At 54.4% G+C, this 15036-nt stretch carries 14 protein-coding genes; 4 read left to right on the top strand and 10 right to left on the bottom strand.

Annotated features, from left to right (window positions below; translation table 11 throughout):
• Positions 1–376: 376 nt before the first annotated feature.
• Together I2B62_RS04190 and I2B62_RS04185 are read right to left on the bottom strand one after the other, a co-directional pair.
• Entirely contained in the window at positions 377–4606 is a 4230-nt protein-coding gene (locus tag I2B62_RS04190; protein ID WP_195267703.1) for a 2-hydroxyacyl-CoA dehydratase, read from the bottom strand.
• A gap of 49 nt (positions 4607–4655) precedes the next feature.
• The gene (locus I2B62_RS04185) at positions 4656–6203 is read right to left on the bottom strand and encodes an FGGY-family carbohydrate kinase (RefSeq protein WP_195267702.1); all 1548 of its coding nucleotides are present in this window, start codon (positions 6201–6203) and stop codon (positions 4656–4658) included.
• A 229-nt stretch (positions 6204–6432) separates the two neighbouring features.
• Between I2B62_RS04185 and I2B62_RS04180 the strand changes: the two genes are divergently transcribed.
• From I2B62_RS04180 to I2B62_RS04165, 4 genes are all read left to right on the top strand, one after another.
• On the top strand, positions 6433–7257 hold the full coding sequence (locus I2B62_RS04180; protein ID WP_195267701.1) for a carbon-nitrogen hydrolase family protein: 825 nt from the start codon (positions 6433–6435) through the stop codon (positions 7255–7257).
• Positions 7254–8123 carry a DUF3658 domain-containing protein gene (locus tag I2B62_RS04175; RefSeq protein ID WP_195267700.1) on the top strand — a complete coding sequence of 290 codons (870 nt, stop codon included), beginning with the start codon at positions 7254–7256 and terminating at the stop codon, positions 8121–8123. The genes I2B62_RS04180 and I2B62_RS04175 overlap by 4 nt, the downstream gene beginning before the upstream one ends.
• A gap of 357 nt (positions 8124–8480) precedes the next feature.
• Entirely contained in the window at positions 8481–9161 is a 681-nt protein-coding gene (locus I2B62_RS04170; RefSeq protein ID WP_195267699.1) for an XRE family transcriptional regulator, read from the top strand.
• 20 nt (positions 9162–9181) lie between these two features.
• Positions 9182–9598, top strand: coding sequence for a secondary thiamine-phosphate synthase enzyme YjbQ (locus tag I2B62_RS04165; protein ID WP_195267698.1), 417 nt, complete (start codon positions 9182–9184; stop codon positions 9596–9598).
• Positions 9599–9662: 64 nt separating this feature from the next.
• On the opposite strand, the gene I2B62_RS04160 is transcribed toward I2B62_RS04165, so the two are convergent.
• The 8 genes from I2B62_RS04160 to I2B62_RS04125 all read right to left on the bottom strand — a co-directional run bounded on the left by I2B62_RS04160 (position 9663) and on the right by I2B62_RS04125 (position 14995).
• Positions 9663–10868: an ABC transporter permease gene (locus tag I2B62_RS04160; RefSeq protein WP_195267697.1), complete on the bottom strand. Its 1206-nt coding sequence runs from the start codon at positions 10866–10868 to the stop codon at positions 9663–9665.
• Positions 10868–11755 carry an ABC transporter ATP-binding protein gene (locus tag I2B62_RS04155; RefSeq protein WP_195267964.1) on the bottom strand — a complete coding sequence of 296 codons (888 nt, stop codon included), beginning with the start codon at positions 11753–11755 and terminating at the stop codon, positions 10868–10870. Before I2B62_RS04155 ends, I2B62_RS04160 begins: the two co-directional genes overlap by 1 nt.
• 11 nt (positions 11756–11766) lie before the next feature.
• A complete protein-coding gene (locus I2B62_RS04150; RefSeq protein ID WP_195267696.1) occupies positions 11767–12522 on the bottom strand; it encodes a hypothetical protein in 756 nt (251 codons plus the stop codon).
• Positions 12512–13039, bottom strand: coding sequence for a sigma-70 family RNA polymerase sigma factor (locus tag I2B62_RS04145; RefSeq protein ID WP_195267695.1), 528 nt, complete (start codon positions 13037–13039; stop codon positions 12512–12514). Before I2B62_RS04145 ends, I2B62_RS04150 begins: the two co-directional genes overlap by 11 nt.
• Positions 13040–13166: 127 nt before the next feature.
• Positions 13167–13409, bottom strand: a complete 243-nt coding sequence (locus I2B62_RS04140) for a helix-turn-helix transcriptional regulator (RefSeq protein WP_195267694.1) — start codon at positions 13407–13409, stop codon at positions 13167–13169.
• Positions 13406–13627, bottom strand: a complete 222-nt coding sequence (locus I2B62_RS04135) for a hypothetical protein (RefSeq protein WP_195267693.1) — start codon at positions 13625–13627, stop codon at positions 13406–13408. The genes I2B62_RS04140 and I2B62_RS04135 overlap by 4 nt, the downstream gene beginning before the upstream one ends.
• On the bottom strand, positions 13615–14172 hold the full coding sequence (locus I2B62_RS04130; protein WP_195267692.1) for a hypothetical protein: 558 nt from the start codon (positions 14170–14172) through the stop codon (positions 13615–13617). Before I2B62_RS04130 ends, I2B62_RS04135 begins: the two co-directional genes overlap by 13 nt.
• Positions 14156–14995 (bottom strand): phage regulatory protein/antirepressor Ant, encoded by an 840-nt coding sequence (locus tag I2B62_RS04125; RefSeq protein ID WP_195267691.1) that lies wholly within the window; start codon positions 14993–14995, stop codon positions 14156–14158. The genes I2B62_RS04130 and I2B62_RS04125 overlap by 17 nt, the downstream gene beginning before the upstream one ends.
• Positions 14996–15036: the final 41 nt, after the last annotated feature.

The following is a 15036-nucleotide window of genomic DNA, read 5'->3' as shown; positions in this document are numbered from 1 at the left end:
TTACAGGCATGTCCAAGTTGAAGCGAACGTTTTTCCGGCTGTTTTTCCGGCTTAAAATGAAAAATACGGCCATCATAGGTATTATGATAACGGAGTCGTGTTCTGCACTGCCGGAAAACAAAAAAAGAAAAGCGGAGACCCGTAAAAGGTCTCCGCCCGGTTTCCTATAGAAAAAGGGGAGTAATTCTAAAGGAAAAAGGATTATATGTGATGTCTTTATTATAGGATTATTGATCCCAACTTGCAAGGTCAATTTTTGCAATATCGTTTGCAGATTTTAATTTGTGAAATGAGATAAATAAAAAGAAAAACCTGTGAACAGAATGCCTCTGTTTTACAGGTTTTTCTTAGCTTTCGAGGGACTTTTCCGCCCCTGTCAGATTCCAAGATTTTTATTGGCGGTTTCCATCATCAGCTTAATCCGGTTAATCTGATTGACCTCGGAAGCGCCGGGGTCATAATCGATGGGAGCAATATTGGCCTTCGGATAGCGCTTGCGGATCGGCTTGATCATTCCCTTGCCCATGACGTGATTGGGCAGGCAGGCAAAGGGCTGTACGCAGACGATGTTTTCGACGCCCGACTCGATAAGCTCCATCATTTCAGCGGTCAGGAACCAGCCTTCCCCGCCCTGGTTCCCCAGCGCGATGAGCTCACTGGCTTTTTCCGCTTTTTTGTAAATGGTAGACGGCGCGTGGAAATGGCGGCTTTTATCCAGAGCCTTTTTCATGTTCCGCCGGTACATTTCAAGCAGTTTAATCCCGGCCACTCCGGCTGTCTTGCCGGATTTGCTGCCAGACAGCTCGTCGTATTTGTAAATGGCGTTATAGCAGCAGTACAGGAAGAAGTCAATAAGATCCGGCACCACCACCTCAGCGCCTTCGTTTTCCAGCACCTCGATGAGGTTGTTATTGGCGGTCGGGTGGTACTTGACCAGAATCTCCCCGACGATGGCGACCTTCGGGAGCTTTTTCTCAATTCTCGGCAGCCGGTCAAAATCCTCGACGATCTGGGCTACGTTGCGTTTAAAGACCGACCATTTTGGCTTGCGGATATCAATTTTGACCCGCTCCTTCCACTTATTGTACAGGGCCACGGCCGAGCCGGGCACCTGCTCGTAGGGCTTGGTGGCGTAAAGCACACGCTGGAACAGGTCGCCGTAGACCATGCCGATCAGGGCGCGGTTGGCCAGCCCGGGTGTGATCTTAAAGCCCGGGTTATCCTCCAGCCCCACCAGGTTCAGGGAGATAACCGGTATCTGCTCCATACCCGCTTCCTTAAGCGCCTTGCGGATAAAGCCCACATAGTTGGAGGCACGGCAGGGGCCGCCGGTCTGGGTCATGAGTACGGATACGTTGTCCAGGTCATACTTGCCGGATTTCAGCGCCGCCATGATCTGCCCGGTGGTGATGATGGTCGGATAGCAGGCGTCATTGTTGACATAGGTCAGCCCTTCGTCCACAGCCTTTTCGTCCACACTCGGCAGCACCTCGACGTTGTAGCCGCTGGTGGCCATGGCGTCCGCGATAAACTCAAAGTGAATGGGTGACATCTGGGGTGCCAGAAGCGTGTGGCGTTTTCGCATTTCCTTGGTGAATACCACCTTTTCAGGCAGCTGCTGGCAGGGGAGCTTGACATGGTTCTTTTCACGTTCCTCCATGGCCGCCTTTAATGAGCGCATACGGATACGGACCGCGCCCAGGTTGTTGACCTCGTCGATTTTGATAAGGGTATAGATATTGCCCTTGCTTTCCAGAATTTCCTGAGTCTGTTCGGAGGTGACCGCATCCAGGCCGCAGCCAAAGGAGGTCAGCTGCACCAGCTCCAGAAAATCATACTGCGCGACCACCTCTGCCGCCTTGTACAGACGGCTGTGGTATTTCCACTGGTCCAGCACGCGGAAGTTTTCCTCGTCAAGGTCCGTGGCCAGATGGGCGATGGCATCCTCTGTGAGCACCGCCATGCCCAGGCTGGTGATGATATTGTCAAGGCCGTGGTTGATCTCAGGGTCGATATGGTATGGGCGTCCGGCCAGCACGACGCCTTTTTTATTGTTCTTCTTCAGCCATTCGATGGTTTCCTCGCCCTTTGCGCGCATGTCGTCCCGGAAGCGGTCCTTTTCGCCCAGGGCCAGCTTGAGCGCGACGCTGATTTCCTCCTTTGGAATGCCCAGCTCACCAAAGATTTCAATGAGCCGTTCCTCCAGGCGTTTATGGTCGTCCAGCGCGATGAAAGGATTCAGGAAGGTCACGCCGTGATCATTCAGGGATTCCATATTGTGCTTGATGGTTTCCGGGTAGGACATGACAATCGGGCAGTTGTACCAGTTATCCACCTTTTCAAATTCCCGTTCCTCATAAGGAATGCAGGGATAGAAAATGGTGGTGATGCCCCGGTCGATCAGGTCCTGGATATGGCCGTGCACCAGCTTGGCCGGATAGCAGACCGATTCGGACGGGATACTGGCCATGCCCTTTTCATAAACCTTGCGGTTCGACTCCTCGGACAGCTCGACCCGGTAGCCGAGGCTGGTCAGGAAGATAAACCAGAAGGGGTAATTCTCATACTGGTTGAGCACGCGCGGTATCCCGATCGCACCGCGGGACGCCTGGTTGGTGGGCAGCGGCTGGTAATCGAAAACGCGCTTGTATTTATACTGGTACAGGTTGGGCAGATCCTTGTTCTTGCGTCCCTCACCCGCCCCGATCTCACAGCGGTTACCGGTAATGTGGCGGCTGCCGTCATTGAAGCGGTTGATTGTGAGCAGACAGTTGTTGCTGCACCCGCCGCAGCGGCGGTGGCTGACCTCAACCTCAAAGCTGTAGAGCTTGTCCAGATTCAGAAGGGTGCTCCGGTCTCCCTCGGTATAATTTTCCCGGGCGATCAGGGCTGCGCCAAAGGCGCCCATGAGTCCGGCGATGTCGGGCCGCACCACGTCCTTATCCGTGATCTTTTCAAAAGCGCGCAGCACCGCGTTATTGTTAAAGGTGCCGCCCTGGACGATGATGTTCTCACCCAGATCCTTGGGGTTGTGCACCTTGATTACCTTCTGCAGTGCATTCTTGATAACCGAATAAGACAAGCCGGCGGAAATTTCCCCGACCTCGGCCCCTTCCTTCTGGGCCTGCTTAACCTTGGAATTCATGAAAACCGTACAGCGGGTTCCCAGATCCACGGGCTTTTCAGCCAGCAGCGCCTGAGATACAAAGGCCTCCATGCCCAGGTTTAAGGATTTTGCAAAGGTCTCGAGGAAGGAACCGCAGCCCGATGAGCAGGCCTCGTTGAGGATAATGCTGTCAATGGTGCCGTTTCTTATCTTCATGCACTTCATGTCCTGACCGCCGATGTCCAGAATGAAATCGACCTTGGGCATAAAATACTTCGCGCCCTTGTAATGGGCAATGGTCTCAATCTCGCCGATATCCACCTTGAGCGCCGTCTTGATCAGTCCCTCACCATAGCCGGTGACCGCGGATTTGCCGATGACCGCGCCGTCGGGCAGCTTGTTGTAAACATCCTCCACAATCTTGATGGCCTGGTTGAGCGGGCTGCCCTCATTGCTGCCGTAGTAGTTGTATAAAAGCTCACCCTCACGGCCGATCAGCACCGCCTTGGTGGTCGTGGAGCCCACATCGATCCCTAAAAAGCATGTCCCGGTATAGTCTTCAAGGCTTCCCCGTTCCACGCGGTGTTTCTGGTGGCGGGATAAAAAGCGGTCCAGCTCATCCGGGTCTTTAAAGAGTGGATCGAGCCGGCCGACCTCGCTGTCACCTGCTCCGTCCGTGTTCTGTACCCGTGTAACCAGCTCAGAGAGCGGCAGGGTATCGTATTTTTCCGAGGAGTAGGCTGAGCCCACAGCCACAAACAGGTTGGAGCCCTCAGGAAAGATTACCTGCTCCGGCGTCAGCTTCAGCGTTTCGATAAAACGCTGTCTGAGCTCAGACAGGAAGAACAGCGGCCCGCCTAAAAAGGCGACATTTCCGCGGATCGGATGCCCGCAGGCCAGTCCGCTGATGGTCTGGTTGACCACCGCCTGAAAAATCGAGGCTGCGATGTCCTCCTTGGCAGCGCCCTCGTTAAGCAGGGGCTGTATGTCCGTTTTGGAGAATACCCCGCAGCGCGAAGCGATGGGATAAATGGTCTGGTGCGTTTTCGCCAGCTCGTTAAGGCCGGTGGCGTCGGTTTTGAGCAGGGTCGCCATCTGATCGATAAACGCCCCGGTACCGCCCGCGCAGGTACCGTTCATCCGCTGCTCAATATTGCCCTCAAAGAAGGTGATCTTGGCGTCCTCGCCGCCCAGCTCAATGGCGCAGTCCGTCTCTGGAATCAGGCGCTCAACAGCCACGGTTCCCGACACAACCTCCTGGATAAAAGGGATGTCCAGCCATTTTGAGATCATCAGCCCGCCGGAGCCGGTCACACAGACCCTGGTGGTAATGTCCCCCACCGCCTCAAAGGTTTCCTTTAAGAGCTCCGCCATAATCAGCTTGATGTTGGACAGGTGGCGGCGGTATTCTTTGTAAATAATCGTGTCGTTCTCATCCATCACCACCACTTTGATGGTGGTTGAGCCTACGTCAAGGCCCATTTTATAAGTTTTGTTCATGTATTATGCCTCATTTTTATTAATCATCAATCATTGTCAGGAATGTCGGTTACTGCATGTTCTCTATTTTCTGCAGCCTTTTAAAAAGCGGTTTATACCGCTTATACGCCTTTTTATACACTTCACGGTAAATATCTGTGTACTGTTTGTTTTCTTCGGGATCAGGCGTAAAACAGCGCGATTTCCGCACCATCCTTTCCCCGGCCGCTTCGAGGTCCGGGTAAACGCCCAGGCCGACATAGGTGGCCATGGCGCCGCCGAGCCCGGTGGTCTCAAAGGTCTGGACCCGGTAGACCTCCCGGCCAAAAACATTGGCCATGATCTGGGCAATGTTGTCGCTGCGGGAGCCGCCGCCGGACAGGCCGATGGTTTCCACCCGCACGCCGGATTTTTTCTCGATGGTCTCAAGACCCTCCAGAAGCGCGAAGGCCAGCCCCTCGATGATGCTGCGGTAAATATGGTATTTGGTGTGGCGCTCGCTGAAGCCGATAATCGAGCCCTTTGCCTCAGGCTTAAAGGACTCCTGTCCCCAGTAGGGCTGCAATACCAGCCCGCCGGATCCCGCGGGCACGGTGGGCAGTTTCCCGTTCAGAAAATCAAACAGGTCCTCACCCCGTTTTGCGCAGTCCTCCCGCTCTTTTTCCGCAAAGGTTTCGACAAACCAGTTGATCATCCAGAAGCCGTGGTAAACCGTGATCTCTGGGTTATAGGTCTCTGGGTCTACCCCCGGGAAGGGCGGATAAAAAGGGACCAGCTCATAATAACGGCTGCTGGTCGTCTCCACTGTGGACTGGGTGCCGAGCGATACGCTGGCGCAGCCCTCGTGCACACAGCCCACGCCAATGGTCTCACAGCCCTTGTCGGTGCCGGAGCCAACGAGGGGCAGTCCCTCAGGCAGGCCTGTCTTTTCGGCGGCCTCACGGGTAAGGACACCGATGACCTGGCAGGAATCCACCAGGTCACAAAGCTTTTCGCGCTCGATCTGAATGATCTGGCGCTTGATTTCGTAAGGACCGCACCATTTCTTATGTTTGAAATCAAAGGGAAAGTGTCCCGCGATATTGGAGGTCGCGTCCACCATCCGGCCGGTCAGTTTATTGATCAGGTAAGTTGAAAGAAAAATATATTTATCCGCGGCGCTCCACAGCTCCGGCTCGTGCACCTTGATCCAGTGCGCGTGGGTGCCGGTGTTAAAGCTCTCTGTAAAGGCCTTTTTGCCCGCTATCCAGAAAGCAAAGCGGTAAGGCTGCGGAATCGTAAGCGGCTTCTCCAGGGTCCGCCGGTCCATCCAGCTGATGAAATCCCGCAGTCCCTCGCCTTTCTCGTCCACAATGGTGGCGGTATCGCGCTGCACCGCGATATTCATACCCGAAAGCGCCCCGGTGTATTCAGGATAACGGCGTTTCATCTCCAGGGTGACTGCGGCCAGATCTTCCCAGAACATGGCAGGCGGCGCCTCCACGTAATGCGGCTTCTTTGAGTAGTAGCCCTCAAACCTTTTCTCGGTTTTTGCCAGCGCCCGGCCCGTTTTGTCAAACACAATGGCCCGAATGCCCTGGGTGCCACAATCAATGGTTAAAACTAATTCTTTCTCCAAACCCTAACCTCAAAATCAAATTTCTACTTATTTATTATATATTACTTCTTAAACGACCACTATTATAACAAATCTTCAAGAATTTATCAAAGTTTTATTTGGAACTATTTAAATTAGGAAAGGGTTACAATTAATTGAAGTTTTCCCTAAGCGATTAAAAACTTCTTTCAGTCTTTTCAGATATAATAAACAGAACACTGTAAAAGAAAAAAGAAACCGGAGGTTTCCCATGAAAATGAAGCTTGCCTGCTGCCAGATGCCCCTGACGGCCGATAAAGAAAACAATCTGAACACTGCTGAAAAAATGGTCCGGGCCGCTGTGAAAGACGGCGCCGAAATGGTGCTGCTGCCTGAAATGTATACCTGCCCCTACGCGGGGAGTGATTTTGTGGCCGCGGCCGAGCCGGCGGACGGGCCGGCCAATGCCCGCATGGCCGCCCTGGCCAGAGAGCTCAGCATCACCCTCTTTGCCGGCTCCATCCCGGAAAAGGAGGACGGGCATATCTATAACTCCTGTTTCGTGTTTGGTCCGGACGGCAGCCTGCTTGGACGGCACCGAAAGGTGCACCTCTTTGATGTTGATGTCAAGAACGGAATCTCCTTTAAAGAGTCCAATGTTTTAACTGCTGGCGATACCCTTACCGTTGTGGACACATCCTTTGGCCCGGTGGGCGTGGCCGTCTGCTTTGACGTCCGCTTTCCTGAGCAATTTCGTATCATGGCCGACCGCGGCGCAAGGCTGGTGGTGCTTCCCGCGGCCTTTAACATGACCACCGGCCCCATGCACTGGGAGCTGGCCCTGCGTTCCCGGGCCGTAGACAACCAGCTCTATCTCGCGGCCTGCTCCTCCGCAAGGGATATGAACGCCAAGTATTTTTCCTGGGGCCACTCCTGTATCGTTGATCCCTGGGGCCGCATAGCCGCCGGTCTTGACGAAAAACCAGGGACCGTGAGCGCTGAAATCGACACCCGTGTCGTTACCGAGGCGCGGGAGCAGCTGCCGATTTTGTCCGCCAGAAGGGCGGATTTGTACAGGCTGGAGGAACTGAAATGATTGAGCTTATCTTTGGAAACAGCTCCGCAGCAAGTCTGAGCTGCGCAAAGTCCATGAAACATGGCCAAGAGATAAAGGAAGCGTCAATGCTGCGTGGTAGGGATCATACCACACCTACCCATTGGCCCGGGCTATCCCTTGACGGCAGCCCCGGGGATGTGGCCCCCCTGTGGCAGTCTCTGGATATCGGAGAGCTTGACAACGCTGAAACAAAAGGCGGTACCCGGTTTTCCGTACTGAAAATCCTGTACGGCGGCACGCCCGGCGTGGCTGAGGAAATCGCAGCGCTGAACCGAAAAACCCTGGACCGTCTGGAAAGAGCCGCAGAAACCCTTGAGCCCATCCGTGTCTGGCTGTCCGAGAACAATCCCGGTGATGTCTGCGAATTTCTTTTTATCTGCTATTTTTTAAGAGAGAGCCCAGTCCACCTGTCTGCGGTATTTGTCTCACGTCAGACTGTATTTGACGGTAAAGCCCGCCAATACCTGAGCACCGGTGAGATTTTACCCGAGGACTTTGGTACCCTTGCACAGCTTGAAGAGCCTGTCACCCCAGTCCAGAGAGAAGCCAGCGCAGCGCTGTGGGAACAGCTTGTCAAAGAAAACGCCCCTCTGCGCGCAGTGGTAAACGGCCGTGTTATGAGCGTCCGGGCGAATTTCTATGACGCGGTCCTCCGGGCCAATATACCCGATGGCGATTTCATGGCAGCTTTTGCCATCGGAGGAACCCTGGCCCGCGTTCCGGGCGTGAGCGCACAGTGGCTGTTGATGCGGCTGCAGGCCATGGTGAACGCCGGAGAGCTTGTAGAGATTGCTCCGCCAGAGGGAGAAAATCCCTATAGCGGAATGATGCGGCGAAAAGCCTGAGCAACGTAAAAACGACCGGATTACTCCGGCCGTTTTTGGTTTCGCTTACTGATCTACTGGTCCTGCCCGGAATATTTATTCCGCATTTTAAAATAGAACAGGCGCCAATATATCGACTCGATTAAGGTTTTTAACACTACTTTTCTTTCCTCGATTCTTTTAGATTTTGTAAACGAATTTTGTACTTGTATTATATACCCTGAACTCAGAAAAATCAATTCTATTCAAAAAAATGCTGTAAGACTTTAAGGGATGGCACCACTGTCGTTGTGTTACGTAATGTATGACTGTAATTATATCTCTGATATTGTGTTTTGCACTCATTTGGTGTAAAATATACAAAAGCGGAGGTGTACGATGGATAAAAAACATACGGTCGATAAGCAGGTTTTTGGCCAGCGGCTTAAGTATTTGATGACTAATTTCAATGAAACCACCTATTCGATGTCCCGAAAATTCAACCTTTCTCCCCCCAGTATCTCGCGCTACACAAGGGGTGAGATGGCCCCGAAGATCACGACCATCCGGGAGATGGCAGCCTATTTTGACGTCAGCCCCCTGTGGCTCATGGGCTGTCCTGTCGCCATGTACGAGAGGGAGGTGCTTGACGATACCGAACCCTTTGGCTCTGAGGTAACCCTTTCGGTTTTCGGGAGCATTCAATACCAGCTGCCTGTTTTTTCCAATGAGAAAACCATCCATACCCTTACCCTGCCCAGCGACCAGCTGGCAAAATGGGGCCCGGTGTTCGCCATGGAAATCACCGACACCAGCATGGAGCCCACGCTGATGAAGGGCGATCATGTGGTGGTTAAGCTCAACACCTTTTTAAAATCCGGCGATCTGACGGCGCTGCATGTGGGTGAGTCCGATCTTAAAATAAGGAAGGTCTCCTTCTTGAAAAACCAGGTCATTCTTCAGCCCCATAATCCCTCCTTTGAAGTGGAGGTTTATGACCTTAATAAGGATCATGTCCAGATCATCGGTTCTGTTGTCTATCAGAAACGCATTTACGAGCGCTTCTTTGATTTATATTAATATTATTTATAGGAGGACTTATGAAATCTTACCGTAAGGAACTGCATTTTAACCTGCCGACCCGCAGAGGTCTTGTCAATATTACACCAGACGTCGAAGCCGCCCTGGCCGACAGCGGCATTAAAGAAGGGCTGATCCTGGTCAACGCCATGAACATCACGGCCAGCGTGTTCATCAACGACGACGAGAGCGGCCTGCATCACGACTACGAGGTCTGGCTCGAAAAGCTGGCGCCGGAAAAGCCCTACAGCCAGTACCACCACAACGGCTTTGAGGATAACGCCGATGCCCATCTCAAGCGGACTGTTATGGGCCGTGAGGTGGTGGTTGCCGTCACAAACGGCCGGCTGGACTTTGGCACCTGGGAACAGATCTTTTATTTTGAGTTTGACGGTAAGCGCGATAAACACGCGCTCATTAAAATCATAGGCGAATAGATAAAAAGCACGGCACATTTTTGCGCCGTGCTTTTTTAGTAAACTTTCTGTCTTTTGCTATGCATTAGGTGACCTGCCGACCCTTGTGGGACAGTATGGTCAGCAGGACAAACAGGGGGATCTCCACCGCGGCAAAGAGGATATAGGCGTAAGGCAGCCACAGGGTAAAGCTCCCAAGGTGAAGGAAGTTCGTGCTGTTGAGCGTCAGGGCATAGTAAAAGCTGTTTTCCATGGCTATGCCGCCCGAGGGCAGCAGCGCGTACAGCCATTTTACATTAACACCCGCAAAGCCCAGGAAAATGGGCAGCAGGCTGACGCAGAAGCTGATGATGAGCGCCGTCGTGGGCGATTTACACCGGGAGGATACAAACAGGCTGCAGGACGCTGTGGCCAGCAGGGTGAGAATCCCGGCAAAAAACGTCACGCGTACCATATCCCCCACACTCATGGGCGCGATGCCCCAGGCCACAAAGGCGGTCTGAAGGGAGGATGACAGGCCCTCCCAGCCAAAAATACTGTTCAGAATGATCAGATATGCGCCGGTGCTGACCACCGTCACTGCCAGGACGAGGATCAGCAAAGCCAGTGCCCTCGCGGCGCTCAGCTTTCCCCTGCCGTAGCGGGTACAGCGCTGAATATCATCGGCCCGGCTGTGGTAGTCGGCGGCGAAAGCGGGTGCGGTCATGGCGGTGCAGAACAGAATGAGCACCAGGAGCAGTAAAATGATTATATCCGGGCTGGTATCACCATAGCCGTAAACATAATTGAAAGGGGTCTCCACCTTACTGTTAAGCTCCATGGCCGCCTGCTTTGCCTGCGGCGCGTCGGGGTATTTATCCTCAAGCTGGTTCTCAATATTATGGAGGCGCTGGGCGTAGAAGCCTCCCACCTGATCCACGCTGGTGATTTCAGAATCGTCAAAGGCACTGAAAATCCAGTTGAGGGCGGGCTGGACCGGCACTATTTTCTCTTTATAAACCGAGGCCGGCATTTTTTCCTCGTAGGCGTTTGAGGCGTCGATATAGGTCTCAAAGGCGGACTCAAGCTTTTCGGGCGTAACCGCTCCGTAAAGGGGCTTATAGGCTTCCTTGAGGGCCGGGATGGCCGGCAGCCCGACTTTATAATCCGGATCATCCCGGCGTCCGTAGCTCACGTTATTCACAACCATCACACACAACAGCAGGGCGACCACCAGAGACGCCGCGCTCAGTATCCACACCATGCGGCTTTTAAAAAGGCGTTTAAACTCCATGCAAAATACGTTAAGCATCACTGCACCTCCTCTGTTCCTGAATCCTCCGGGAAAAGCCAGAGGTATAAATCCTCAAGCCGCGGCGTTTCCGGGGCTGAGCCCGGCAGCACGGCGGTGTCGGCCAGATAACGGAGCGAGGCCCGCCCCCCGGATTCGCTGCGGATATTGGCGACACGGACAAGGCGCTCACATTTCAGCAGATCCCTTTCAGGCACCTCGGTACGCCATACACGCCCTTTCATGGCTGCCACCAGCTCATCGGTGCTGCCCGCCGCGATGATCCGCCCGTCCTTCATGACTGCGTTGCGGGTGGCGATGTTTTCTACGTCGGACACGATATGAGTGGAAATGAGCACGATGCGCTCTTTCGCGAACTCGGCCAGGATATTGCGGAAACGCACCCGCTCGCCCGGGTCCAGGCCGCTGGTGGGCTCGTCCAGAATCAGGATTTCCGGATCGTTGAGCAGGGCCTGGGCAATGCCCACCCGGCGCTGCATGCCGCCGGACAGTTTGCGGATTTTTTTGTTTTTCACATCACTCAGGGCGAGGGTCTGGAGCAGGTTCCCGATTTTTAAAGACGCGTCCTTTCTGCCAATGCCCTTGAGGGCGCTCATGTATTCCAGATAGCTTCTCACTGTAAATTCAGGGTAAAAGCCAAAGGTCTGGGGCAGATAGCCGAAAATATTCCGGTAGCTTTCCCCCAGGTCGGCGATGTTTATACCATCGTAAAACACGCCGCCGGAGGTGGGCTTTAAAATGCCGGCCACCATGCGCATCATGGTGGTTTTTCCTGCGCCGTTGGCGCCCAGAAGCCCCCAGATTCCCGGCGTTAATTTCAGACTGACACCATCCACGGCCAGCTTGTCCTTATATTGCTTGGTCAATCGGTTGATTTTAAGTTCCATCATTTCACTTCCTATTCAATGTTATAATCTCTGACGAGCTTCCGGCACTGGGTGTAAACAGCGGCTCCGCAGAGCAGCGTAAGCGCGGCCAGAAGCCCGGTCTGCTGATAAAAGCCTGAATCCAGGCTTCCGGCCAGCCACAGGGCCAGGAAAAGCACGCCGCAGAACAAGGTGCAGAAAAACAGCAGCCGCTCTCCGGGGGCATGCCGGATAATCAGAAGGCTGCCAAAGCAGGCGGCCAGAAAGGGCAGCAGCAGGTAGACAGCGGCGTTTAAGCCGCTCAGGCTGGTCTGCCAGAGCGCTGCGGAAAAGGCGGCGGCCAGAATAAAAAAATCCACCAGTCCCAAAATAAGCAGCCGGCACAATATGAGGCCGGGCAGGGATAAACGTGTGGCCGCCTCTGTCTCGTACATCCGGTATTGCCAGGAGCGGCTGATACCCGGCAGGCTTGTGGCCGCGACCACCACCGCGCAGAGGCTGAGCAGCCCAGGCAGATGATGCGGTTTTATGGCGCTGACATCGCCGCCGAGAACGCTGTTTAAAATCAGAAAAAGGGCAAACAGGGCGCCGCCCTGTAAAAGCCACACCCAGACGCCGCAGAAGCGTATCTGGGCAAACAAAAACGCCGGAAAGGAAATTTTCTGCTGCGGACTGCGGTCGTTGTAAAGACTGACCGCGGCTTTTTTTGCAGCCTCCAGCCGCTCCTCAGATATGGGGACCGGTGTTTTTAAGGCCTGTCTCATTCTCTTTTCTAATTTATGCTTCATGGTATATTTCTCCTTTTAAGAGCTGTTTTTTGATTTTTTTCAGGGCTGCGCGCAGACGCGACTGGACAGTGCGCATGGGCAGCCCGGTAACCTGGGCGATTTCGCGCAGGGTAAGGTCCTGGGCAAAGCGCAGAAGCACCAGCTCACGGGCTTCCTCGGGCAGCTCCCCCACCATGCGGATAAAATCCGCGTCCGATTCGGCACGCGCAAATCCCGCTTCATCATAGGTGAGGTTCTCCGGCAGGGGCTCCTCATCCGTTCTGCGCCACGCGTCACGGCACACATTGGCGGCAATTTTATAGAGCCATGCCCTGAAATGCCCCTGGTGCCGGTAGCCGTCCAGAAAGCGCACTGCCTTCAGAAAGGTTTCCTGGGTCGCGTCCTCAGCGGCGGCACGGTCTCTGGTGTGCCAGAGGCAATACCTTAAAATATCCGGATAATAGGCTGTGATCAGCCCCTCGAGCGCCTGCCGGTCTCCGTTTTCAGTTTTTTTCAGTAAAATATCTTCACGCGTCAAGTTTTTCCTCCTCCGGGCGTCCCCTTGTATTATATAACGTTTGAGAAGGCCATAAGGATTTAATTTAAGAAAACTTTTTTTGACCATAAAAAGGCACGGCGCAAAATTGTGCCGTGCCGGAATGCCCTCACAGGTATTCCCGATAGAGGGTCATCACAAAATGGCCAGTGGGACAGGCCTTTTCCTCGGGCAGCGGCACGCCGAAGTACCGGGTAAGCTGATCCAGAGTATAGGCGCTGAGGGACTCGCCCCGCTCAGCCCTGAAGATGGTTTTATGGCTCACGCCCACAGCTTCCGCAAGCTGAGGCTGCGTGAGGCCCCTGGCGCGTCTGTTGTCACGGACCCAGCGGGCCAGCTCGCTGCCGCTCATTGCTCATCTACCCACCGGAGCCGGAGCACCAGGCCGGGCACTTCGCTCTCGGCGTTATCCAGCAGCTCGGCAAAGGTATCCTCAGCTTCGGACAGGGTGCGTGCCCGCAGGCTGATGTGCAGGGCGCCCTCAGCCATACAGTCGTAATCGGTATAGGCGGGGTTGGTGTCAAACCGCTCGCCGTAAAGGTCGGCGTAGGTATCCTTTAGTAAACCCATTTTTCTTCCTCCTCTCTTGCTTTCTGCTCTCTCAGGGCCTGCTCAGCCCAGAACCGCTGGACATCATCCGGGTATTTCAGCGCCAGGGCCCTGCGCTCCTCCTCGGACAGGGCGGGCGGAATCCAGAAGCCGCAGGGATTATCATCTCTGCCAGGGCCTGCGCTGTTATCCCCCGCGGCTGTCCATACACGCAGGCTGGTGTGGTCCTCCAGGCGGATGGTGGTCTGGACGGTCTTATGGTCAAAGGGCTTGAGGGCATACTGGTAGCCGCTGCCGGCTTTCTGGTAGCCGATGCGGCCGTCCCGGATCAGGCGGCTCCTGTAATAGGCCACCTGCCGCCGGTCCTCAATGTTTAAAAAAGCCTTGAGCCCAGGGTTGTCCACCTCGAACCATACCGGCCAGTGCCAGTCGCCAGCCGGATCCCGGACAGCGCTCTGGTTGTTCTGATACAGCAGGTAAATCCAGAAGCCCTTGTATTCCAGCGCCCTTTTGGGGTGGCGGTTCAGCCAGGCAAAGAAGGCGAGAAACTCAGTCAGCAGATTCATGCTGTCCACGCTCCAGTACTGGGTACAGGTTGTTCTTTGCCAGCAGGTCGTACAGGAAACGCCGGCCCTTCGGCGTCCACTGCAGGCTCTCCACCACCTTGGCGGTGCCGTCCTTTTTATAAATGGTGTCTGACTTGGTGGCCGCGTAGCCCTCGGCCTGGTAATCCGAATAAAGATACCAGCGTTTGCCGATGCGGTACTGCACGCCCAGGCTGTGTAAAAGGCGGTTCATGAACCCAGCGGTCATGCCGTAATCCTTGGCAATGCTGGTAATGGGCGTAAGGGCCTGGTTGTCGAGGACCTTTCGGGCATAGTCGGCCTCGGGCTTCAGGTTTTTAATGATGGCTTTTGCCTCCAGCACCGCCATGGCCATGAGGGCGTCGCCCTCAGGCAGCGTGGGCCTGGTGCTGTGCAGCCTTTCTTCCATCTGGTTAAAGGCCTGCATATAACGGATCTTCCATTCCAGGGCCCGGGCGCCCGTAAAGCTCATGATGAGCAGGGTGAAGCCGTCCCGGGTAATCTGATAAGCCTTGCGCTTTCTGCCTGCCGCGTCGGCGTAGGACCAAGGGATAAAGAGACCGGCGCAATTCTGCGCTGTGGTCTCCCGGTTAAGCTGGGCAATGCGCCGCAGCACACTCTTGTGCTCCTTGCCGAAATCCGCGGCCACCCGCCGGCTGGACACCACGGGCTGTTCGCCGCACAGGGTGACCACCACATTGGCCGCGGACAGGTCTGCCGGAGCCGTATTTTCCATTATTTCCTGATTTTTTGCACAATGAACAAGGCCACGGGCTTTTTCCGGGCGTTCTTTGTTTTCTTTCATCACTGTACCTCCAGTTTTGATTTGAAATTTCATCCCTTATT

This window comes from Eubacterium sp. 1001713B170207_170306_E7, from assembly GCF_015547515.1.
Lineage (GTDB): Bacteria > Bacillota > Clostridia > Eubacteriales > Eubacteriaceae > Eubacterium.
This window is presented reverse-complemented; position numbering and strand designations above follow the sequence as displayed.